The sequence below is a fragment of the Massilia oculi genome, assembly GCF_003143515.1.
Classification (GTDB): domain Bacteria; phylum Pseudomonadota; class Gammaproteobacteria; order Burkholderiales; family Burkholderiaceae_D; genus Telluria; species Telluria oculi.
Window position 1 is genome coordinate 1,417,151 of the sequence record NZ_CP029343.1, and the last position, 20,259, is coordinate 1,437,409.

General features: G+C 66.6%; 17 protein-coding genes. 9 read left to right on the top strand and 8 right to left on the bottom strand.

Going from position 1 to position 20,259, the window contains the following annotated elements; translation table 11 throughout:
- Positions 1–7: 7 nt before the first annotated feature.
- The 4 genes from DIR46_RS06565 to DIR46_RS06580 form a co-directional block, all read right to left on the bottom strand.
- Positions 8–886: a hypothetical protein gene (locus DIR46_RS06565; protein WP_109344514.1), complete on the bottom strand. Its 879-nt coding sequence runs from the start codon at positions 884–886 to the stop codon at positions 8–10.
- Between the two features lie 17 nt (positions 887–903).
- Positions 904–1,698, bottom strand: coding sequence for a hypothetical protein (locus tag DIR46_RS06570; protein WP_109344515.1), 795 nt, complete (start codon positions 1,696–1,698; stop codon positions 904–906).
- Positions 1,688–2,200 (bottom strand): hypothetical protein, encoded by a 513-nt coding sequence (locus DIR46_RS06575; RefSeq protein WP_109344516.1) that lies wholly within the window; start codon positions 2,198–2,200, stop codon positions 1,688–1,690. Before DIR46_RS06575 ends, DIR46_RS06570 begins: the two co-directional genes overlap by 11 nt.
- Before the next feature lie 62 nt (positions 2,201–2,262).
- Positions 2,263–2,556, bottom strand: coding sequence for a DnaJ domain-containing protein (locus DIR46_RS06580; RefSeq protein WP_109344517.1), 294 nt, complete (start codon positions 2,554–2,556; stop codon positions 2,263–2,265).
- A gap of 177 nt (positions 2,557–2,733) precedes the next feature.
- On the opposite strand from DIR46_RS06580, the gene DIR46_RS06585 reads away from it, so the two are divergent.
- From DIR46_RS06585 to DIR46_RS06605, 5 genes are all read left to right on the top strand, one after another.
- Positions 2,734–4,488 (top strand): glutamine--tRNA ligase/YqeY domain fusion protein, encoded by a 1,755-nt coding sequence (locus tag DIR46_RS06585; protein WP_109344518.1) that lies wholly within the window; start codon positions 2,734–2,736, stop codon positions 4,486–4,488.
- Between the two features lie 203 nt (positions 4,489–4,691).
- Complete coding sequence (locus DIR46_RS06590) at positions 4,692–6,728, top strand: PKD domain-containing protein (RefSeq protein WP_162819446.1); 2,037 nt, start codon at positions 4,692–4,694, stop codon at positions 6,726–6,728.
- Between the two features lie 105 nt (positions 6,729–6,833).
- Positions 6,834–9,020, top strand: coding sequence for a metallophosphoesterase family protein (locus tag DIR46_RS06595; RefSeq protein WP_109344520.1), 2,187 nt, complete (start codon positions 6,834–6,836; stop codon positions 9,018–9,020).
- A gap of 209 nt (positions 9,021–9,229) precedes the next feature.
- The gene (locus DIR46_RS06600; protein WP_229446520.1) at positions 9,230–11,083 is read left to right on the top strand and encodes a sensor histidine kinase; all 1,854 of its coding nucleotides are present in this window, start codon (positions 9,230–9,232) and stop codon (positions 11,081–11,083) included.
- Between the two features lie 248 nt (positions 11,084–11,331).
- Positions 11,332–12,003 carry a glycine-rich domain-containing protein gene (locus DIR46_RS06605; protein ID WP_109344522.1) on the top strand — a complete coding sequence of 224 codons (672 nt, stop codon included), beginning with the start codon at positions 11,332–11,334 and terminating at the stop codon, positions 12,001–12,003.
- Positions 12,004–12,087: 84 nt separating this feature from the next.
- On the opposite strand, the gene DIR46_RS06610 is transcribed toward DIR46_RS06605, so the two are convergent.
- Both DIR46_RS06610 and DIR46_RS06615 read right to left on the bottom strand, forming a co-directional pair.
- Entirely contained in the window at positions 12,088–12,360 is a 273-nt protein-coding gene (locus tag DIR46_RS06610; RefSeq protein ID WP_109344523.1) for a hypothetical protein, read from the bottom strand.
- 169 nt (positions 12,361–12,529) lie between these two features.
- A complete protein-coding gene (locus DIR46_RS06615; protein WP_109344524.1) occupies positions 12,530–13,417 on the bottom strand; it encodes an NAD-dependent epimerase/dehydratase family protein in 888 nt (295 codons plus the stop codon).
- Positions 13,418–13,581: 164 nt separating this feature from the next.
- Between DIR46_RS06615 and DIR46_RS06620 the strand changes: the two genes are divergently transcribed.
- Together DIR46_RS06620 and DIR46_RS06625 are read left to right on the top strand one after the other, a co-directional pair.
- Positions 13,582–14,610, top strand: coding sequence for a CDP-6-deoxy-delta-3,4-glucoseen reductase (locus DIR46_RS06620; protein WP_109344525.1), 1,029 nt, complete (start codon positions 13,582–13,584; stop codon positions 14,608–14,610).
- A 76-nt stretch (positions 14,611–14,686) separates the two neighbouring features.
- A complete protein-coding gene (locus DIR46_RS06625) occupies positions 14,687–15,934 on the top strand; it encodes an MFS transporter (protein ID WP_109344526.1) in 1,248 nt (415 codons plus the stop codon).
- A 5-nt stretch (positions 15,935–15,939) separates the two neighbouring features.
- Here DIR46_RS06625 and DIR46_RS06630 read toward each other — a convergent pair whose 3' ends face one another.
- A complete protein-coding gene (locus DIR46_RS06630) occupies positions 15,940–17,568 on the bottom strand; it encodes a methyl-accepting chemotaxis protein (RefSeq protein ID WP_109344527.1) in 1,629 nt (542 codons plus the stop codon).
- Between the two features lie 310 nt (positions 17,569–17,878).
- Here DIR46_RS06630 and DIR46_RS06635 point away from each other — a divergent pair, with 310 nt between their 5' ends.
- Positions 17,879–18,256 carry an HPF/RaiA family ribosome-associated protein gene (locus DIR46_RS06635; protein WP_109344528.1) on the top strand — a complete coding sequence of 126 codons (378 nt, stop codon included), beginning with the start codon at positions 17,879–17,881 and terminating at the stop codon, positions 18,254–18,256.
- A 39-nt stretch (positions 18,257–18,295) separates the two neighbouring features.
- On the opposite strand, the gene DIR46_RS06640 is transcribed toward DIR46_RS06635, so the two are convergent.
- On the bottom strand, positions 18,296–19,162 hold the full coding sequence (locus DIR46_RS06640) for a helical backbone metal receptor (protein ID WP_109344529.1): 867 nt from the start codon (positions 19,160–19,162) through the stop codon (positions 18,296–18,298).
- A gap of 114 nt (positions 19,163–19,276) precedes the next feature.
- Between DIR46_RS06640 and DIR46_RS06645 the strand changes: the two genes are divergently transcribed.
- The gene (locus tag DIR46_RS06645) at positions 19,277–20,239 is read left to right on the top strand and encodes a GGDEF domain-containing protein (RefSeq protein ID WP_109344530.1); all 963 of its coding nucleotides are present in this window, start codon (positions 19,277–19,279) and stop codon (positions 20,237–20,239) included.
- Positions 20,240–20,259: the final 20 nt, after the last annotated feature.

Genomic DNA, 20,259 nt, shown 5'->3' on the forward strand with positions numbered 1-20,259 from the left:
GGCGTGCTCAAGGATATTCCGGATCCACTTCGGAGCCGGCGTAGTTCTCCAGCTCGGTCATCAGCTGGGCGATCGTGGCTTTCGTGCCGATCTGCTCCAGCACCGTGCAATGCTTGCGGTAGATGTCGATGCGCTCGGCGACGACGGCCTGGTGGGCCGGCGGGATGCGCGCCAGGAACTCGGCCCAGCCCTGCTCGAAGTCCGGCTGGTGCTTGCGCACCGCCTTCACGAAGCGCTCGAACTCGCTCTGGCCGGTGCGCGCCGTGATGCGCGCGCCGCCCTCGACGGCAAAGATGATGGCCAGCGCGATCACGCCCTCCGAGTTCAGGTCCGGATCCTTGACCGGGCCCTCGTAGTGGTTCTTGCGCAGCCACTCGGCGGCCTTGACGGTCGCCTGGACCTGCTGGCGCTGCTGGACCTGGCCCAGGAAGCGCTCGTAGCCCGACCACGATTCGCCCGGATCGGCGGTGCAGATGTCGACGAACAGCTCCTTCAGGCGCCGCTGGGCGTACACCGGATCGTTGTCGTACTCGCTCACCAGGCTGTCCTCGGGCAGCGCGGCCAGCTCGCGGATCATGCGGAAGCCCGCCTGGAAGGCGTGTTCGGCGCCCTCCCCCACCAGGATGTCGAGCGCGTCCAGGTCGCCCTCGTCGGCGCTCTCGATCAGGTATTCGAGTCCCAGGGACACGCCGCCCACGGTCAGCAGCAGCGCGCGCGCGATGCCTTCGGCGGTGCGGTCGTTGGTGAACTTCTCGGCCACCATGGCGGTGATCCCGGACAGCTCGTCGGCCAGGATCGCCGCTTCGTCCGGCGTGGCTTCGCCCGGCAGCAGCCTGATCGCGCGGATCAGGCGCGGCGGTTGTTCGATGACGATGGCTGGCAACATAGGAACAGCGGCTCCCGTCACGAGAAGATGTCCGTGCCCATGCTGCGGCGCGGGCTGCGGCGCGGCATGCTGCGCACCGACGGCACCTGCTTGCGCAGGCGCAGCAGGAGGTCGCGGGTCGAGCGCTGCATGAATTCGGACTCTTCGTCCGGATCGTCGGGCAGCTCGATCTCGGCCATCTCGGCGCTGTGGCGGAATTCGGGGAACAGCTCGAGCAGCGAACGCTCCCAGCCGTCTTCGGTGGCCTTGGCCAGGTCGACCGCCAGCGGCACGATGTCGCTGTCGGCGCTGGTCTGGCCGCTGACGTAGCGGCCTTTCGACAGGATCTCGCCCGCCACCTCCAGGATTTCCTTCGGCGCCAGCGACCACAGAATGGCGAACACGGTCGCGCCATGGTCGGTGCTCGACGCCGCTTCGAGCAGCTCGTTGCGGCGCTCTTCGTCGTCCTGGGCGTAGACCACGCCGTGCACGTGGTTGAACAGGTTCTCGGCGATGCGCTCGGGATCGTCCTCGATCAGGTTGTCGGGCCAGGTGGCGGCGATGAAGGCCAGGCTGTCGGCCCAGGCCTTGGGCGGCACCAGCATGGTGGCAAGCGAGGTCTTGGCGCCGTCGAAGCCCGACAGGTGCAGGGCAGTGACTTGCGGCGGCAGCTCGGTCAGGACCTGGGCCACGGCGTAGTCGCCGTGCTCGTCGGCGGCCTTGGAGAACACCTCTTCGGCGTGCTCCAGCGAGCCGGCCAGCACCAGTTCACCGACCTGGCTGACCAGGGCCGGCAGGTTGGACGCATTTTTATCCATGGTGTCATCGCTCATCGCGCTCTCCTTCATCGAACAGCTGGGTGAAGTCGTCGGTGGCCGGGCCGTCTTCCTCGTCGCCATCGTCGCCATCGTCGTCGCGGCCCAGCTGCTCGAGCGACTGGTCCTCGTCGTCCCAGCGGTTCTGGTTCTTGAACAGGAACGCGGTGATGATGGCCTGGCGCGCCAGTTCCGGGTAGTTGGCGGTCATGCCCTCGTACATGGCGCGGCCGTCGTCGCCGCTGCACTCCGCCATGGCGAACACGCGCGCAGGGTCGCCGTCGGCGTAGTCGGCCGCTTCGCGCATCAGGCCCTTCGGATCCAGGAAGCGGATCTTGTCGACCAGGGCGAACGCCATCATGTTGACGTCGTCGATGCCGCCGCCGTCGGCGTATTCGGACACCAGCGCGCCGACCATCATGTCGTAGTTCTTGCGGTTGGGCGGGTCGCCCAGGGTGCCCTCGATCTGGCCTTCCAGCTCACGCGACTGGAAGGAGAATTCGGGATGTACGTTCTTCATGTTCTATCCTGTTGATGGGACGCGGCGGCTCCGGCCGCATCCAGTGTTGCCGTAGTGCCGGGTCAGTTCGCCGGCAGGTTCACGCCATTGAGCGCGAACAGCGAGCGCCACAGCTCGAAAGCCTCGGCCTCGGCGTCCAGCACGATGCGGTGGTTCACGCTCTGGTTGTATTCCTCGCGTTTGGCGCGGTCCGAGAGGATCTCGTAGGCCTTGGTGACGGCCTTGAAACGCGCTTCCGCGCCGGGCGCACTGTTGCGGTCCGGGTGGTAGCGCATGGCCAGCGAGCGGTAGACTTTCTTGATCTCGTCGTCGCTGGCGTTCGGCGCGACGCCGAGGATCGCATATAAATTTTCCAACAGAAACTCTCCCGGCAACTATCTTAAATTACGGTAAACAGAGATTATCCTATAGAAAACGCCGGCCGTGGCGCGAGCCCTGGCGTCCAGCGCGCAACATGGGCAACGTCACGGGCAACCTCAGCCGCCTCCGGGTACGGTAAAATGCCCCCCAACTTACCCTTCCAGAACTATTTCATGAGCAACGACAAGAATACCCCGGCGTCGGGCAATGCACCGTCGTCGAACTTCGTCCGTGCGATCGTCGAATCCGACCTGGCCGCTGGCACCCACCAGCGCGATGGCCTGCCGCCGGTCATCACCCGCTTTCCGCCGGAGCCGAACGGCTACCTGCACATCGGCCATGCCAAATCGATCTGCCTGAACTTCGGCCTGGCGCGCGACTACGCGGGCCTGTGCCACCTGCGCTTCGACGACACCAATCCCGAGAAGGAAGACCAGGAATACGTCGACACCATCATGGACAGCGTCAAGTGGCTCGGCTTCTCGTGGGAACGCGATGGCCAGGAACACCTGTACTACGCCAGCGACTATTTCGAGCAGCTGTACAAGATGGCCGAGTACCTGATCGAGAAGGGCTACGCCTACGTCGACAGCCAGAGCGCCGAGGACATGGCGAAGAACCGCGGCAACTTCGGCACGCCCGGCACCAACTCGCCGTTCCGCGACCGCCCGGCCGCGGAATCGCTGCAGCTGTTCCGCGACATGCGGGCCGGCAAGTACAAGGACGGCGAGCACATCCTGCGCGCCAAGATGAGCGAGGATGCGATGGCGTCCCCGGTCATGACCAACCGCGACCCGGCCCTGTACCGCATCCGCCATGCGCACCACCACCGCACGGGCGACGCCTGGTGCATCTACCCGATGTACGACTATACGCACCCGATCTCGGATGCGATCGAGAACATCACGCACTCGCTGTGCACCCTGGAATTCCAGGACCATCGACCGTTCTACGACTGGCTGGTCGAGACCCTGGCCGAAGGCGGCTTCTTCAAGAAGCCGGTGCCGCGCCAGTACGAGTTCGCACGGCTGAACCTGACGTACGTTGTCACCTCCAAGCGCAAACTCCGCGCGCTGGTCGACGACGGCACCGTGACCGGCTGGGACGACCCGCGCATGCCCACCATCGTCGGCCTGCGCCGCCGCGGCTACACGCCGGAATCGATCCAGCTGTTCTGCGAGCGCATCGGCGTCTCGAAGGCCGACGGCTGGATCGACATGGGCACGCTGGAAGGCGCGCTGCGCGACGACCTGGATCCGAAGGCGCCGCGCGCCATCGCCGTGCTGCGTCCCTTGAAGCTGATCGTCGATAACTTCCCGGAAGGCGAGTCGGTGGAATGCTCGTCGCCGGTCCATCCGCACCATCCGGAACTGGGCAAGCGCACCTTCCCGTTCACGCGCGAGCTGTGGATCGAGCAGGAAGACTTCATGGAAACCCCGACCAAGGGTTACTTCCGCTTCACCCCACCGGTGGGCGACCAGCCGGGCAGCCGCGTGCGCCTGAAGTACGGCTATGTGGTCGAGTGCACCGGCTACGACAAGGATGCCGACGGTAACGTGACCGCCGTGCACGTGAAGTACTTCGAGGATTCGAAGTCGGGCACGCCGGGCGCCGACAACTACAAGGTCAAGGGCAATATCACCTGGGTCAGCGCGGCGGGCGCCCTCGAAGCCGAGGTGCGCCTGTACGACCGCCTGTTCCTCGATCCGCAGCCCGACGCCGGCGGCAAGGACTTCAAGTCGGTGCTCAATCCGAACGCCCTGGAGACCGTGACCGCCTACCTCGAGCCGGGCATGAAGGATGCGGTGGCCGACCAGCGCTTCCAGTTCGAGCGCCATGGTTATTTCGTCGCCGACCGCGTCGACTCCAAGCCGGGCAAGCCGGTGTTCAACCGCGTGACGACGCTGAAGGATAGCTGGGGCAAGTAAGCTTCCAGTCTGTTGCCGTTCCGAAGAATCCCGCCCCGGCATTGCCGCGGCGGGATTTTTTTCTTGCCGGGCCTGCTCCAGCAAGGTGGCTTCGAGCTGCATCATTCGTGCGCGCCGTCGTCGCCTGATCCTCCTCACGCCACGCCGCGGATCGCGCCGCGATCATGGAAGTCCCGACATGCACCCACCCAAGCGGAGGCGATATGCACGTAAGTTTCCACACCGTCCTGTCTTGTCTACTATGCCTGCTCGCACCCGGGTTGATCGGCGCCGCGTCCGCCCAGGGCGCGCCCGGCCAGGTCGACGGCAAGAAGCCGCACCATCCCGCGCCCGCCAAGACCACCTACCGCGTCATCAACCTCGCCGCAGGCGAAGTCATCTCGGCCTCGATCAATGCCAGCGGCCAGGTCGCCTATTCGCTGACGACCGATATCTTCAACGAGCCCATCAACGCCTATTTCTACAATGGCGTCAGCTCGCAGAACATCGGCAGCCTTACCGGTCCCGGCAATTTTGCCCGCGCCACCGGGCTCACCAGTTCCGGCCAGGTGGTCGGGGTCTCCCTCAATGCCGCCGACGACATCCGCACCTTCACCTGGAACGCCGCGGACGGCATGACCGACATCGGCACCCTGCCCGGGGCCGACGAAGCCCTCGAGCCGGTCATCAACAACAAGGGCGTGATCACGGCCATCGCCCACAACACCGCCACCAGCTTCAACCGCGCCTTCCGCTGGAGCGCCCTGGGTGGCATCACCGACCTCGGCGTACTGGCGCCGGGACCGGCCGAGTCGTCGTATGCCCGCGCGATCAACGACGCAGGCATCATCGTCGGCGACTCCTGGGCCTTCGGCAGCGACTACCATGCCTTTCTCTGGACCTTCGGCACCGGCATGATCGACATCCACACCAATGCCAGCAACGACTCGACCCCGGTCGGCATCAGCGCCATCGGCCATGTGGCCGGCAACTACCACGTCGACGGCGAGCTCTGGCGCGGCTACGTCTGGACCTTCGGCAGCGGCATGGTGGACCTCGCCCCGCCCGCCGTGCGCACCGAGGCCTTCGGCATGACTTCCGGCGGACGCATCACCGGCCAGATCGGCGACCCTTTCATCGGTTCGCGCGCCATGACCTGGACCCAGGGTGGCGGCCTGGTCGACCTGGGCACGCTCGGCGGCGCCATCTCGTCCGGGCGCGGCGCCAACAACAAGGGGCAAGTGGTCGGCGGCGCCCAGACCGGCGCCGGCCCGGTCCATGCCTATGTCTGGACCGCCAGGGAAGGCATGGTCGACCTGAACACGCGCCTGAAGCACGCACCGCCCGGCATCGTGCTCGAAAGCGCGCTGGGTATCGCCGACAACGGCTACATCGTCGCCGTGGGCAATACCGGCCTGGTGCTGCTCAAGCCCGTGAGCAAGTCGCCCTGCGGCTGCCCGCATAGCGTGGGCCCGGTCATGGCGAGCGGGATGGTGGCGGTGGGCGCGCCGCTGACGGCGTCGGTCGGCGTCGCCGGCGACCGTCCGGCCGCGCGCTATGGCATCACCTGGCACTGGGGCGACGGCAATGCCACGCGGACGGCGAGCACGCCGGCCGCGAGCGGCGCCGCCAGCGCCGGCGCTACCCACAGCTATACCCGTCCCGGCATCTATACGGTGACGGCGAAGGTCGTCGACGGCAACGGCGCCAGCGTGGACGTCAGCCGCCAGATCGTCGCCTACCAGCCGGGCAAGGGGATGGCGGCCGGCGCCGGCGCCTTCATCTCGCCGCTGGCGGCCAGCAAGGGGCCCCTTCGCCATACGGGCAAGGCGAGCTTCAGCTTCATCGCGCCGGCGGTCGATGCCCAGCCGGCAAGCACGGCGGCGTTCCCGCAAGCGACGCCGGGCGCGCTGCACTTCGATGCCGGCGACCTCGATTTCGTGAGCAAGGACGTCAGGCGGGTCGCAACGCAGGGCGCCCAGGGCCGGTTCGAAGGCAGCGGCGCCCTCAATGGTGAAGGAGGCTACCGGTTCACGCTGGCCGCGACCGCATCGCATGCCGCCGGCGGCGAACCGGGCCGTATCACGCTCAGGATCTGGCATCTCGACCGGGCCACGGGCAAGAAAGTGGTCGCCTACGATAACAGTGAGGCCGGCGACGGGCCCACCCGCGCGGCACTGGCCGGCGCGACCGGCCGCGACGCTGGCTCTTTGGGCGGCGCCGGCAGCGCCCTGTCCGAAGGCAGCATCGCCTTGCACTAGCGTCACGAAGCATGGGCAAAGGTGACGCTCATCGCGCCGCCCTTGTAACAAGGAGGTCATGCAAGAATGCAATCATGCCGGCCATCCTTCCGACCGGAGACTTGCATGACCCGTTTACGTTTCACCGGCGCCGCCTCCTGCGCCGCCGCGCTTTCACTGGCCCTGCTGGCCGGCTGCAGCCCCAGCGATCCATCCGCCCCCGCCGCGACCACGCCGCCGGTGCAGACGCCGGATCCGACGCCAACGCCTCCGGCGCCAACGCCGGTCGCCTTCATGAGCGACGTGCACTTCCAGAACGTCTATGGCGACTTCAAGAACAGCCAGTTCGCCGGCATCCCGACCAAGGACGGCAAGCACGCGACCATCCGCACGATGTACGCGCAGCTGACCTCGACCCGCCTGTTCAACGAGAACTACTTCGCCTTCTTCGCCGCACTGGATGACGCCTACGCCAAGGGCATCCGCGTCGTCGCCCTGCCGGGCGACTATACCGACGACGCCCAGCCGATGAACGTCGACGGCATCGCCGCCATCATGCGCGAATACCAGGCCAAGGGCATGCGCTTCTTCCTGGCGCCGGGCAACCACGATCCGGTCGAGCCCTACGACGACAACGAAGCCGGCAAGAACGACTTCCTGACCAAGGAAGGCAAGGAACAGAAGATCTTCGCCACCGGCAATCCGGCCTGCGTCGCCAAGGATCCGACCGTGATCTGCACCGACCAGGTCATGGAGCAAGGCACCGAACGCCTGATGACGAAGATGGCGGAATTCGGCTTCATGCCGAACAAGGCAGACCTGCTGTGGGAAACCCCGTTCAGCAAGTACACCGGCGGAAAATACACGTACGACGAAGCGCTGGCCCAGGCCGCGGTGAAGAACCGCCAGTTCGAGATCTGCCTCGAGGGTTCGGGCGGCGCCTACAAGGCGGCCGGTGAAGCCAAGTTGGGCAAGGCCTTCACCAAGTGCACCGAGATGATCGACAGCACCTACCTGGTGGAGCCGGTCAAGGGCCTGTGGCTGCTCTCGATCGACGCCAACGTCTTCGTCCCCAACGCGAAGTTCGATCCGGCCAAGCCGCACGACTTCAAGGGCTACGATGGCGCCGGCAACGCCGGCTGGAACAAGGTCATCACCCACAAGATGTTCCTGATGGACTACATCAAGTCGGTCGCCGCCCGCGCCAAGGCGCAAGGCAAGCAGCTGATGGCCTTCTCGCACTACCCGACCATGGACTTCTACGCCAACCAGACCTCGGCCATGAAGGCCGTGTTCAAGTCGGGCGCCTTCCAGACCGCGCGCGTGCCGGACCAGACCGTCGCCAATGCCGTGGCCGCGACCGGCCTGCGCCTGCACGTCGGCGGCCACATGCACTTCAACGGCACCAACGACCACCAGGATGCCGGCGGCAACTACCTGGTCAACGTCCAGTCGCCGTCGCTGGCGGTGTACGGCGCGGCCTACAAGATCGTCACCTATAAAGACCAGGACACGATCGACGTCCAGACCATGCCCCTGAACACGGTGCCGCGCTTCGCCGAACTGTTCCCGCACTACGTGGTCGAGAACGACTACCTGAAGGGCAGCTCGGTGCCCGCCGACGCCGCCAAGCGCTGGGACCGCGACATCCTCGAAACCCGGTCCTATGGCGAGTACACCCATCAGTACTTCGGCGAACTGTCGCGCCTGCGCTTCATGGACGAATACTGGCCATGCGAGATGAAAGAAGCGGCGATGGCCCTGAACGGCAAGCAGATGCTGATCCTGTCGCAGCTGCAGACGAAGGTGACGCTGGCCCAGCTGAAGGACGTTCCCGGCGTCGTGCCCCTGAGCGCATCCTGCGCCGCGGCCGGCACGGCGTCTGGCACCGCAGTGGCCGCCTCGACCCTCGCCGCCGACTGGGCCGACGCGACCGCCCGCGCCGACAAGCTGGCCAGCGCCGCCGGCCTGCGCCTGGACGACTTCGCCGGCATCTCGGCCTACGATTTCTACGGCGACTTCCACCGCACCGTGTATGCGGGCGAACTGGCGCTGCGCGACATGGGACAGCAGCGCGTGAACCAGTACAAGGTCTTGATGGCAGCATTCCCCGCCACCCCGGCGGCGATCGCCAGGGTGGGCGACAAGCCGTCCGACCAGAACCCGGTGCACGTGCCGTTCCAGAACCAGTTCAAGCAGGTGTTCGCCATCCTCAAGGGCCTGGGTTCGGCCAAGCCGAGCGACCACTTCACGGTGGACCTGAAAGGCAAGAAGGTCAGCAACGCCAGCAATAATGGCCTGAGCTTCAACTGATCGCCGCTGGCCACCAGCCAGCCCGAAGGCGCCGCGGCCCATGGTCGCGGCGCCTTTTTTTTCCATCCGCAGCCTCATCTCCAGACGTCTTGTTTTTTTGTAAAACCTAGTAAACCTGATAGCTCCTGTCTCGTCAGACATTGCTTAGCGTACGTAGGTATTGACGCCGGGCGCGACCACGCGCCGCGCAGCATTTTCGAGACCACCGCATGCCTCCAGATCGTCCTACCGGAATGTTCGCGCCGGCGACCCTTGCGACCGGGTTGCTGCTGTCGCTGGCATTCGGCGCCGGCGCCTGGTTCGCCACGTCCGAGGCGATCGAGAGCGATGCCCACGCGCGCTTTCGCAGCATGGCGCGCGCCTCCCAGTACATGATCGACGCCCGCATCAAGAGCTACAGCGACGTGTTGCGCGGCGCCGCCGGACTGTTCCGCGCCGCGCCCGACACCTCGGCCGACCAGTTCCGCCAGTACGTGCAGCAGCTGGACATCAAGCGCAACTTCCCGGGCATCGAAGTCATCAATTACGCGCGCGCCGTCCACACGCCAGGCCTGGCGGCGCTGAACGAGGAACTGCGTGGACGCCTCGCGCGGCGCGGCGTGCACCACTACCAGCCGCTGGTGGCCCAGCCCGACCGCAATACGTATACGGTGCTGGTCTATATCGAACCCCTGCTCCCGCTCTCGCTCACCAAGCTTGGCATGGACCTGGAGGCACGCGGCGCGACCCGGCGCGTGCTGGCCAGCGCGCGCGATTCCGGCTTGCCGAGCGCCTCGGGCACCCGCATCGAGCTGTTTTCGGGGCCCAACCAGAATGGCCTGGCGCTGCGCCTGCCGGTGTACCGCAGCGACATGCCGACCGACACGGTGGAGGGACGGCGCCTGGCCTATATCGGTTCGGTCGGCATCGGTTTCGGCGTGGCGCGCCTGGTGGGCGGGGTGCTCGACGAGTTCCCGATCCGGGGCGCGCGCCTGATCCTGACCGAGCTGACCGCGGTGACGCCCGAGCCCGGCGAGACGCCGCCACGCGCCATGCTGTACGACAGCCTGGCCAGCCCCGAGCGCCCCGCCCCGGCGCCGCCGCCGGACGACAACAGCGTGTTCGCGACCAGCCTGCCGATCGAATTCAACCAGCGCATCTGGCGCGCCGACTTCAGCGTCCCGAAGTCGGTGCTGTACACGCGCTTCGACATGTACTACCCCTGGCTGGCCGCGTTCGCCGCCGGCATCAGCACCGCCCTGCTCTACGCGGTGTTCCAGATCCTGGCCTCGTCGCGCCGCAACGCCCTGCGCATGGCCGAGGAAATGACGCGCGAACTGCGCGCCAGCCAGGCCAAGCTGCAGGCCAGCCACGAAAAACTGCGCCTGCTGGCGGCGCACGCCGAGCAGATCAAGGAAGGCGAGCGCAAGCGCATCGCGCGCGAGATCCATGACGACCTGGCGCAGAACCTGCTGGCGCTGAAGATCGAGGCCGAGTTCCTGGCCAACCGCACCCGCGGTGGCCACCGGCGCCTGCACGCGCGCGCCGACGCCACCGTGCGCCAGATCGACGTCACCATCCGCAGCGTGCGCCAGATCATCAACGACCTGCGCCCCAATGTGCTGGACCTGGGCCTGTCGGCGGCGGTGGACTGGCAGGTGGCCGATTTCGCGCGCCGCACCGGCATCGAGTGCGAACTGGTCGACGACGACGGCGAGCATCGCATCGACGACCACAGCGCCACCGCCTTCTTCCGCATCCTGCAGGAGTCGCTCAACAACGTGGCGCGTCATGCGCGCGCGACCAGGATCAGGATCGCCCTGCAGCAGCAGGCCGACATGCTGACCATGACGATCCGCGACAACGGCGTCGGCATGCAGCCGGGAAGCCGCAACCGCCACGGCTCGTTCGGCCTGGTCGGGATCGAGGAGCGGGTTGGCATCCTCGGCGGCTCGTTCTCCATCAGCAGCGGCCTCGACGCCGGCACCACGGTGGTGGTGTCGATTCCGGTCACGCCCATGTTCGGCAGCGACGACGATGCGATGTACCGGGGGACGCGGGCGACGGTGGCCGCGGCCGCCTGACGACACACGATGTCATTGCGCTATGTTGTAACAGATTCCGTTATTGCAGCCAAAGTTTGAGCAAGCTCAACAGTTGCAATGAGCATCCGCATGACAATTTTTATCACTGTCACGGGTCAAGACGGACGCGACAGAAGCAGTATCCGCCAGAAGGCCATGACGCAAGCCAGTACCTCCAGCGTCAATCGCACGACTGCCATGCCAAACAGGGATAACGCAGCGCCATTCAATCTAACGAGGTGATAACGATGTCGATCAATACCGAATTCTCCGTGTTCGAAGCGCTTGACCTGACACCTATCAAAATGAAACTGATGCATGCGGAATCGGGCGAAGGCTGGTCCGAACGTCGTGCCAACGCGGTCGAGGCCGAGTACCGGCGCTTCTTGTTCCTGATGAAAAAATACCCGGACGACGGCGCTTCGCCGACGGTCGATGTCGACACGTTCTGGCACTACCACATCCTCGACACGATGAAGTACGCACGCGACTGCGAAGCGACCTTCGGCTTCTTCCTCCATCACTACCCCTACGTCGGGATGGGCGCCGGCGCCGATGATGGCGAACGCGAACGCGCCGGCGAGCGCATGCGTGAAATCTATGAAGGCGAATTCGGCGTGGTCATCAAGGGCGATGCGGCGTGGTGCGCATTCCCGGGCAAGCAAGCCACCCAGGCCGGCGACACCGCATGGTGCGCCTTCCCGGGCAAGCATGCCGCCCAGGCTGGCGACACCGCATGGTGCGCATTCCCGGGCAAGCATGCCATCCAGGCCGGCGACACCGCATGGTGCGCAGCGCCGGGCAAGCAAGCCGCCCAGGCTGCTGACACTGCCTGGTGCGCAGCGCCGGGCAAGCAAGCTGCCAGGGCTGGCGACACTGCCTGGTGCGCCGCCCCGGGCAAGGCCGCACAAGCCGCCTGACCTCCCGAGTCGACGTCAGCGTCAGCGTCAAGTCCAGGCCTCGCAGCCGGCATCGCGGTCCTGGCCGCCATGCCGGCTGTCGCTTCATACGGCGCCAGTCCTCATCGCCTCGCTCCCCTTCCTGATCATCAGCGCCCGCAATTCGCCGATGCTGAAATCGCTCTCCTCGTGCATGCGGATCAACAGCGTGGCACCGATCGGCAAGGTGTGGTGCCGGATCTTGCTGATCACGGGCGGCGCCACGTCGAGCAGCTGCGACAGGGCTGCGTCATTCTTCAGGCGCAGGCGGGAAATGATGGCGTCGAGGACCCGGTTGGGGTCGTACTCGGCGCCGGGCGGAAGGCGGCGGATCGGCATGGCTCTTTAAGGAAAGTTATTAATTTTCTATTTAACGCGCTATGCCGCGAAAAATTAGCAAAAAGAGGCAAGCCATCAGCATTTATACGGCCATTTTCGCGGGACGCGAAATTATACAGAGAGTCAATAAATAATGTTGACTATTCTGTGAGCTGATCTCAAGGGGGCGTCATGAGGCCGGGCGCAGGCGCGCCAGCGTCGTGGCGACGTCGGGGTGGCGCAGGCGCACCCGCAGTTCGCGCCGCAGGCGCGTGTCGTCCAGCTGTCGCGATTCCGACATGAACGACAGCAGCATCGGCGACACCGCCGTTTGCAGTTCGGCGCGCGCCAGGCGCGGCGGGCGGTTCATGCCGAAGGCGTCGGCCACGGCATCGAAATAATCGGCCATCTTCATGCGCGTGCGGTCGAGCGCGTGCACCACGCGCCCGGGCCGTCCGCGCAGCAAAGCCGCCAGCACGATGCGCGCCAGGTCGTCGGCGTGCACGTGGCTGGTGTAGACGTCGTCCTCGGCGCGCAGCGCCGGCGTGCCCTGCTCCAGCCGGCGCAGCGGCAGGCGGTCGTCGGCATAGATGCCCGGCACGCGCAGGATGGCCAGCGACGCGCCGGTGGCCAGGGCCCAGGCGCGCAGCACGCGCTCGGCGTCCACGCGCCGCCGCGCGCGCGCATTGCGCGGCGCTACCCGTCGATGCTCATGGACCAGCGCGCCACCGCAATCGCCGTACACGCCGCTCGTGCTCACGTACACCATGCGTTCGACTTTCCCCAGCGCCGCCGCCAGGCGGCGCGTGCGCAGATCGTACTCGCCATCCGGCTGCGGCGGCGCCAGGTGCAGCACCCACGGCGCCAGCCGCCGCAGGCGCGCCAGGGTCGCGGGGCGGTCCAGGTCCGCCACCACCGGCACCGCGCCCAGCGCGCGCAGCTCGGCGCGGCGCTCGGGCTGGCTGGTCAGGGCGAACACCCGGTATTTCGCGGCCAGCAGCGGCAGCAAACGCATGCCGACGTCGCCGCAGCCGACGATGAGCAGGCGGGGACGGGCAAAGGAGGATCGGTCTGGCATGGGTTCGGACGCGGTGGAGGCGCGGCATGGAAGAATCGCGGCACTGTAGCACAGCGGCAGGGCCGCCGCCCGGCAAAAGCGGGGCCGGTGTAGAATAGCGCCCAGTTGCGACAAAACCGCCATTGGATCAACCACTTGCGCTCGCGCGCCAACCCTTGAATCGCATGACCTTCCAGATCACCGTCCAGCCCAGCGGCAGCCAGTTTACTTGCGAAGCCGATGAAACCGTCCTTTCCGCGGCCATCCGCGCCGGCATCGGCCTGCCCTATGGCTGCAAGAACGGCGCCTGCGGCTCGTGCAAGGGCAAGGTGCTCGATGGCGCGGTGGAGCACAAGCCGCACCAGCAGCGCGCGCTGTCCGACATCGAAAAGACCGGCGGCATGTCGCTGTTCTGCTGCGCCGTGCCGGGCAGCGACCTGGTGATCGAGGCGCGCGAAGTGGGCGGCAGCTCGGACTACCCGCTGCGCAAGATGCCGACCCGGATCGCCGCCATCCGCCGCGCCGCGCCCGACGTCGCGATCGTCAACCTGCAGCTGCCGGCCAACGAGCTGCTGGCGTACCGCGCGGGCCAGTACATCGAATTCCTGCTCAAGGACGGCAAGCGCCGCGCCTACTCGATCGCCAATGCGCCGTCGTTCGAAGGCCCGCTCGAGCTGCACATCCGGCACCTGCCGGGCGGCCTGTTCACCGACCACGTGTTCGGCGCCATGAAGGAGCGCGACATCCTGCGCTTCGAGGGTCCGCTCGGCACCTTCTTCCTGCGCGAAGAATCCGACAAGCCGATCGTGCTGCTGGCCTCGGGCACCGGCTTCGCCCCGGTCAAGGCCCTGGTCGAGCACCTGATGCACCTGAAGTCGACCCGTCCGGTGCGCCTGTACTGGGGCGGCCGCCGCCCGCAAGACCTGTATATGGACGAGCTGTGCCGCGCCTGGGAAACCACGCTGCCCGACTTCACCTACGTGCCGGTGATTTCAGACGCGCTGCCCGAGGATGCCTGGACCGGCCGCACCGGCTTCGTGCACGCGGCGGTCATGCAGGACATCATCGATCTGTCGGGACACCAGGTGTACGCCTGTGGCGCCCCGATCATGGTCGATTCGGCGCGCCGCGACTACACCGCTCTGTGCGGCCTGCCGGAAGACGAGTTCTTCGCCGATTCGTTCACCACCGAAGCGGACCTGGCGGGCGGTTGATCCGCCGCTGGCGGCGCCGACGCGGCGCCGTATCTTCGGGCACAATGATGGGCTGTCCCGTCGCCCCGAACACGCCATGTCCCTGCTGTCTCCCTCCGGCCGCCTCGGCGTCCTGCGCAACCGCAATCTCGCCTTCTATCTCTCGGCGCGCTTCCTCGCCACCTTCGCCGTCCAGATGCAGAGCGTGGCGATCGGCTGGCAGGTGTACCAGATCACCGGCAGCCTGTTCGACCTCGGACTGATCGGCCTGGCGCAGTTCGCGCCGTTCCTGCTGTTCATCCTGTGGGCCGGCCACGTGGCCGACCGCCATAACCGGCGCCTGATCGTCATGGCCTGCATGACGGTGCAGCTGCTGTGCAGCGCGCTGCTGATCGCGTTTACCGCCAGCGGCAGCACGGTCGTGTGGCCGGTGTTCGCGATCCTGGTGGTGTTCGGCAGCGCACGCGCCTTCATGATGCCGGCCTCGCAGGCGGTGCTCAAGAACCTGGTGCCCGACCGCGAATTCGGCCAGGCCGTGGCGCTCGGCTCGTCGACCATGCACGTGGCGATGATCCTGGGCCCGATCGTCGGCGGCCTGCTGTATGTGTTCGGTGCGCAGGTCGTGCACATGACCTCCGCCAGCCTGCTGGCGCTGGCGGTGCTCCTGATGACGAACACGCGCAGCATCGGGCAGATCATCAACAAGGCGCCGGTCAGCTGGCACACCCTGCTTGAGGGCCTGCGCTTCGTGCGCTCGCGCCCGATCGTGCTGGGCGCCATCTCGCTCGACCTGTTCGCGGTGCTGTTCGGCGGCGCCACCGCCCTGCTGCCGGCCTACGCCCACGACATCCTGGGCGCCGGGCCCACCGGCCTCGGCTTCCTGCGCACCGCGCCCGGCGTCGGCGCCGCCCTGTGCTCGATCACGCTCGCGATGTTCCCGATCACGCGCCGGGTCGGCGCCTGGATGTTCGGCGGTGTCGCACTGTACGGCGTGTGCGTGATCCTGCAAGGCCTGACCGACAGCTTCCCCGTCGCGCTGGCCGCCCTGTTCCTGCTCGGCGTGGGCGACATGGTCAGCGTCTACATCCGCCACCTGCTGGTGCAGTACGAGACCCCGGACGAGATCCGCGGCCGGGTCAGCGCGGTAAACTCGGTGTTCATCGGCGCCTCGAACGAGCTGGGCGAATTCGAATCCGGCGTCACCGCCGGCTGGCTGGGCCTGACGCGCGCCATCCTGTTGGGCGGCATCGCCACGCTGGTGGTCACCGGTCTGTGGGCGGTGCTGTTCCCGGTGTTGTCCAGGATGGACCGCTTCCCGCACCACGACAAGGAGCGCGGGAGCTGAGCACTTCAGGCGACCGCCAGCGCCCGCTGCCGCGATGCCGGCGCCGGCGCCGCCGCCGCCGGACGGGCCGCGCCGGCATTGCGCTGGCCGGCGCCCAGGTTGAACACGCTGACCGTCTCGGCCAGGCGCGCCGACTGTTCCTTCAGCGACTGGGCAGCCGCCGCCGCTTCCTCGACCAGGGCCGCGTTCTGCTGGGTCACCGCATCCATCTCGGTGACCGCGTGGTTGATCTGCTCGATGCCGTTTTCCTGCTCCTGGCTGGCGACCGTGATCTCGCCCATGATGTCGGTGACGCGCTTGACGCTCACCACGATCTCGTCCATCGTCGCGCCGGCCTGGGTCACCAGGCGGCTGCCTTCGTCGACCTTGGTCACCGAGTCGTCGATCAGGGTCTTGATTTCCTTGGCCGCGCTGGCCGAACGATGGGCCAGGTTGCGCACCTCGCTCGCCACCACGGCGAAGCCGCGGCCCTGCTCGCCGGCGCGCGCCGCTTCCACCGCCGCATTCAGCGCCAGGATATTGGTCTGGAAGGCGATGCCGTCGATCACCGAGATGATGTCGACGATCTTGCTGGCCGACGCATGGATGGCGCCCATGGTCTCGACCACGCTTGATACCACGGCGCCGCCGCGGGTGGCGACGTCGGAGGCCGAGCGCGCGAGGCCGTTGGCCTGGCGTGCGTGTTCGGCATTCTGCTTGACGGTCGAGGTCAGTTCTTCCATCGACGAGGCGGTTTCTTCCAGCGAGCTGGCCTGCTGCTCGGTGCGGCTCGACAGGTCGAGGTTGCCCACCGCGATCTCGTCCGACGCGGTGGCGATGGTGTCGGTGCCTTCGCGCACCTGGCTGACGATGTCGCGCAGGTTCGTGTTCATGTCCTTCAGCGCGCCCAGCAGCTGGCCGGTTTCATCCAGCGAGGTGACCTCGATGTGGCTGGAGAGATCACCGGCGGCGACGGTGCGCGCGACTTCCACGGCCCGGTTCAGCGGGCGGGTGATCGAGCGGGTAATCAGCCAGGCGATGGCGACCGCCGCAACCAGGGCGATGCCGCCGACGGTGAACATCAACACGCGCGCCTGCGCATAGGCGTCGCGTCCACGCGCCTGGTCTTCATGATTGCGCGTGCTTTGCAGGGTGATGATGTCGTCGATCGAGGTGGTCCAGCCGCGCATCGCTGGCACGAACTCTTCACGCAGGAAATCCCGGCCAGCCTCGAGGTCGTTTTGCCGCGCCAGCGCTTCGCCCTTGGCGATCAGCGGCAGCACCTTGGCGGCGGCCGCGGCGGTATTGGCGAGCTGGGCCCTGCCTTCGTCGGAACCGATCGATCCGTCCAGCGCTTTGGCCCCGGCCTCATAGGCTTCGCGCGCCTTGGCGATCGCAGTCGACTGTTCCTGCATCTGGGCCTGGTCGGAAATGATCGTGATGTCGCGCACGGCGATCGAGATCCGGCGCAGGTTGTCGCGCATGGTGCTGGCGGCGTCGATACGCGCGTTGTTCACCTCGACGACCTTGACCAGCAAATCGTTCATGGCGCTCAGTTTCTGTACGCCGGTTGCCAGCACCACGGCCAGCAGCACAAGTACCAGGCCGAAGGCGAGCGCCAGGCGCTGGCCGATTTTCAGTTGCTTCAATTGCATCTTGTTATTCCAGTTCCTGTCATTGCATCGGCCGTGTACCGCCCGGACGTCAGCGTGTTTTTATCGGTTTTTACACGCGCAACCTTTTCGATTCTTGTGACTTTTGAACTTCCAGATGAAACAATTCGATAGAATTGGCGGTTGAGGGCAATTCTAGTAGGACTTTTCCTACAAAACGAGTAAATAATTTCTATGTGGCAATTCAGCAACATCGATGCAGAAGTGGCATTAGCAAGACGCCAACAGGCCGGGCGCGGCAAAATCCGCGGGAGGTGTAAGATGAAGCCATAACGACTTACAGGAGCCATCCATGCAGATCAATGTAAATACCGATAACACCATCAACAAGCATCAGGGTCTGGACGAGCACGTGCAGGAAGTCGTGCGCACCTCCATCGGTCGTTTTGGCGACCAGGTCAACCGCGTTGACGTTCACTTGAGTAACGAGAACAAGGAGAAGAAGGCGGACGGCGGCAATTCGTGCATGCTCGAAGCACGCCTGACCGGCATCGCGCCGATCGTGATCCACGAGCACGCCACCGACCTGCACCAGGCCATCAACAACGCCGGCGGCAAGCTGGCGCGCGCCCTCGACAGCGCGATCGGCCGCCTGCAGGACAAGCAGCGCGCCGCCTCGATCACGCACACCGAAGATCCGACCGCCGACAAGCACCTGACGGATATGTGATCGTCACCCAATGAAGCGCAGGCCCGTCCGGGCCTGCCTTCAGCCTGCTTCGCGCTCCCCGCCAGCATCGCCTTCAAGCATCGCCCTCACCTCGCGCAGATAGCGCAATCCCGCCAGCGCGCGGCTGCCATACCAGGACATCATCTCGCCATCGACCAGCAGCACGGGAATCCCGATCTGCTTTTCCAGCGCGTCCGCGTGCGCCTCCGTAAACCGGTAGGGTTCGGTCGACAGCAGCACCGCGTCGAGCCCGTCCACCAGGGCTTCGGACCAGTCGAAACGGGGATAGCGCGCCGCCCCAAGCCCGGGCACCTGCCAGCCCAGTTCGGCCAGCATGGCGGCGATATACGTGTCCTTCGACACGCTCATCCACGGGTCTTGCCAGATGCAGTACAGGACCGTGCGTGCGGGACCGCGCGCCAGCGCGCGCAGCCGCGCCAGCTCGTCCCCGAAGGCGGCGCACCACGACTGGGCCTGCTCCCGGGCGCCGAAGATGCCGCCCATCAGGCGCGCCAGCGCCAGGTTGTCCTGCGGGGCCAGCGGATGCGTGACCACCACGTGCGGCACGAACTGCGCCAGCGCGTCGACGGTCGGCTTTTCGTTCTCGTCGATATTGACCACGACGTGGGTCGGCGCCAGCTTGCGGATCTTCTCGAGGTTGACGTCCTTGGTGCCCCCCACCTTGGGGATGTCCGCCACCACCGCCTTCGGGTGGATACAAAAACCGGTGCGGCCGACCAGCTGCGGCGCCAGCCCGAGGTCGCACAGCAGCTCGGTGATCGACGGCACCAGCGACACGATGCGCGCGTCCGGGGCCGGCCGGTGCGCGCGCCCGAGCGCATCAATGAGCACGTCATTGAGCACGTCATTGAGCACGTCATTGAGCGAATTGTCAGAATCAGTCATGCCGCCATGTCACCATTGTTGTTTAAGGAACGTCGAATACGCATTCCAGGTCCGATAGGCTATCATTTCATCGCTGTAAGGACTCAACCTTACGCGATTCGCTCGAGGCCCCACTTGGAACACATCGGCACCTTCGGTGCTTCCCGTACGACGCTGCGCGACCTGCACCTGTTTCGCGACGAGACCGACCCGGTCATCGCCGCGATGGTGGCCGGCTGCGCCGTCGTGCGCATGGCGCGCGGCCGCCGCATCGACGATGGCGGCCAGGCGCGCCTGTACATCGTCCTGTCGGGCGTGCTCGAGATCGCACCCGACGCCCATGCCGGCGACGAGGGCAACACCAGCCGCATCCTCCCGGGCGAAAGCGTCGGCGAACAGGCGGTGCTGGACGACGCGCTGAACCTGGCGGCGATGACGGCGCTCGAGGACACCGAACTCCTGGTGATCGAGTCCGACATGGTGTGGACGCTGATCGAGCGTTCGGGCGTGCTGGCGCGTAACCTGCTGCGTCTGCTGTCCTTCCGCATCCGCGCCACCAACGCCCTGCTGCGCCGGCGCCAGAAGCTGGGCGAATTCTACCGCCAGCTCTCGCTCAACGACCCGCTCACGGGCCTGTACAACCGCGCCTGGCTCAACGAGATGCTGCCCAAGCTGGCCGCACGCGCGGCCACCGACGGCAGCCCGCTGTCGCTGGTGATGATCGACCTCGACCACTTCAAGCGCTTCAACGACACCCACGGCCACATCGCCGGCGACGCCGCGCTGGCCGCCGCCGCGAGCGTGATCCGCGGCGCGCTGCGCCCGTCCGACTTCGCGGTGCGCTACGGCGGCGAAGAGATGCTGGCCGTGCTGCCCGACACCACGCCGGACATGGCCACCGGCGTGGCCGAACGCCTGTGCCGGCGCCTGCGCCTGGCCGTCGTATTCCCCGACATGCGCCTGCCGCTGCCGCACCTGACCGGCTCCTTCGGCGTGGCCAGCCTGGCGCCCGGCGGCGACGAGCGCAGCCTGCTGGCGGCGGCCGACGCCGCCCTGTACCGCGCCAAGGAGGCGGGACGGGACCGCGTCTGCGCCTGAGACGCATCCAGCGGCTTGCC

Bases quoted from the DNA above. Each gene is read 5' to 3' on its own strand.
- DIR46_RS06565 (WP_109344514.1), bottom strand. From the start codon at position 886: ATGTTGCCAGCCATCGTCATCGAACAACCGCCGCGCCTGATCCGCGCG.
- DIR46_RS06570 (WP_109344515.1), bottom strand. From the start codon at position 1,698: ATGAGCGATGACACCATGGATAAAAATGCGTCCAACCTGCCGGCCCTG.
- DIR46_RS06575 (WP_109344516.1), bottom strand. From the start codon at position 2,200: ATGAAGAACGTACATCCCGAATTCTCCTTCCAGTCGCGTGAGCTGGAA.
- DIR46_RS06585 (WP_109344518.1), top strand. From the start codon at position 2,734: ATGAGCAACGACAAGAATACCCCGGCGTCGGGCAATGCACCGTCGTCG.
- DIR46_RS06590 (WP_162819446.1), top strand. From the start codon at position 4,692: ATGCACGTAAGTTTCCACACCGTCCTGTCTTGTCTACTATGCCTGCTC.
- DIR46_RS06595 (WP_109344520.1), top strand. From the start codon at position 6,834: ATGACCCGTTTACGTTTCACCGGCGCCGCCTCCTGCGCCGCCGCGCTT.
- DIR46_RS06600 (WP_229446520.1), top strand. From the start codon at position 9,230: ATGCCTCCAGATCGTCCTACCGGAATGTTCGCGCCGGCGACCCTTGCG.
- DIR46_RS06605 (WP_109344522.1), top strand. From the start codon at position 11,332: ATGTCGATCAATACCGAATTCTCCGTGTTCGAAGCGCTTGACCTGACA.
- DIR46_RS06610 (WP_109344523.1), bottom strand. From the start codon at position 12,360: ATGCCGATCCGCCGCCTTCCGCCCGGCGCCGAGTACGACCCCAACCGG.
- DIR46_RS06615 (WP_109344524.1), bottom strand. From the start codon at position 13,417: ATGCCAGACCGATCCTCCTTTGCCCGTCCCCGCCTGCTCATCGTCGGC.
- DIR46_RS06620 (WP_109344525.1), top strand. From the start codon at position 13,582: ATGACCTTCCAGATCACCGTCCAGCCCAGCGGCAGCCAGTTTACTTGC.
- DIR46_RS06625 (WP_109344526.1), top strand. From the start codon at position 14,687: ATGTCCCTGCTGTCTCCCTCCGGCCGCCTCGGCGTCCTGCGCAACCGC.
- DIR46_RS06630 (WP_109344527.1), bottom strand. From the start codon at position 17,568: ATGCAATTGAAGCAACTGAAAATCGGCCAGCGCCTGGCGCTCGCCTTC.
- DIR46_RS06635 (WP_109344528.1), top strand. From the start codon at position 17,879: ATGCAGATCAATGTAAATACCGATAACACCATCAACAAGCATCAGGGT.
- DIR46_RS06640 (WP_109344529.1), bottom strand. From the start codon at position 19,162: ATGACTGATTCTGACAATTCGCTCAATGACGTGCTCAATGACGTGCTC.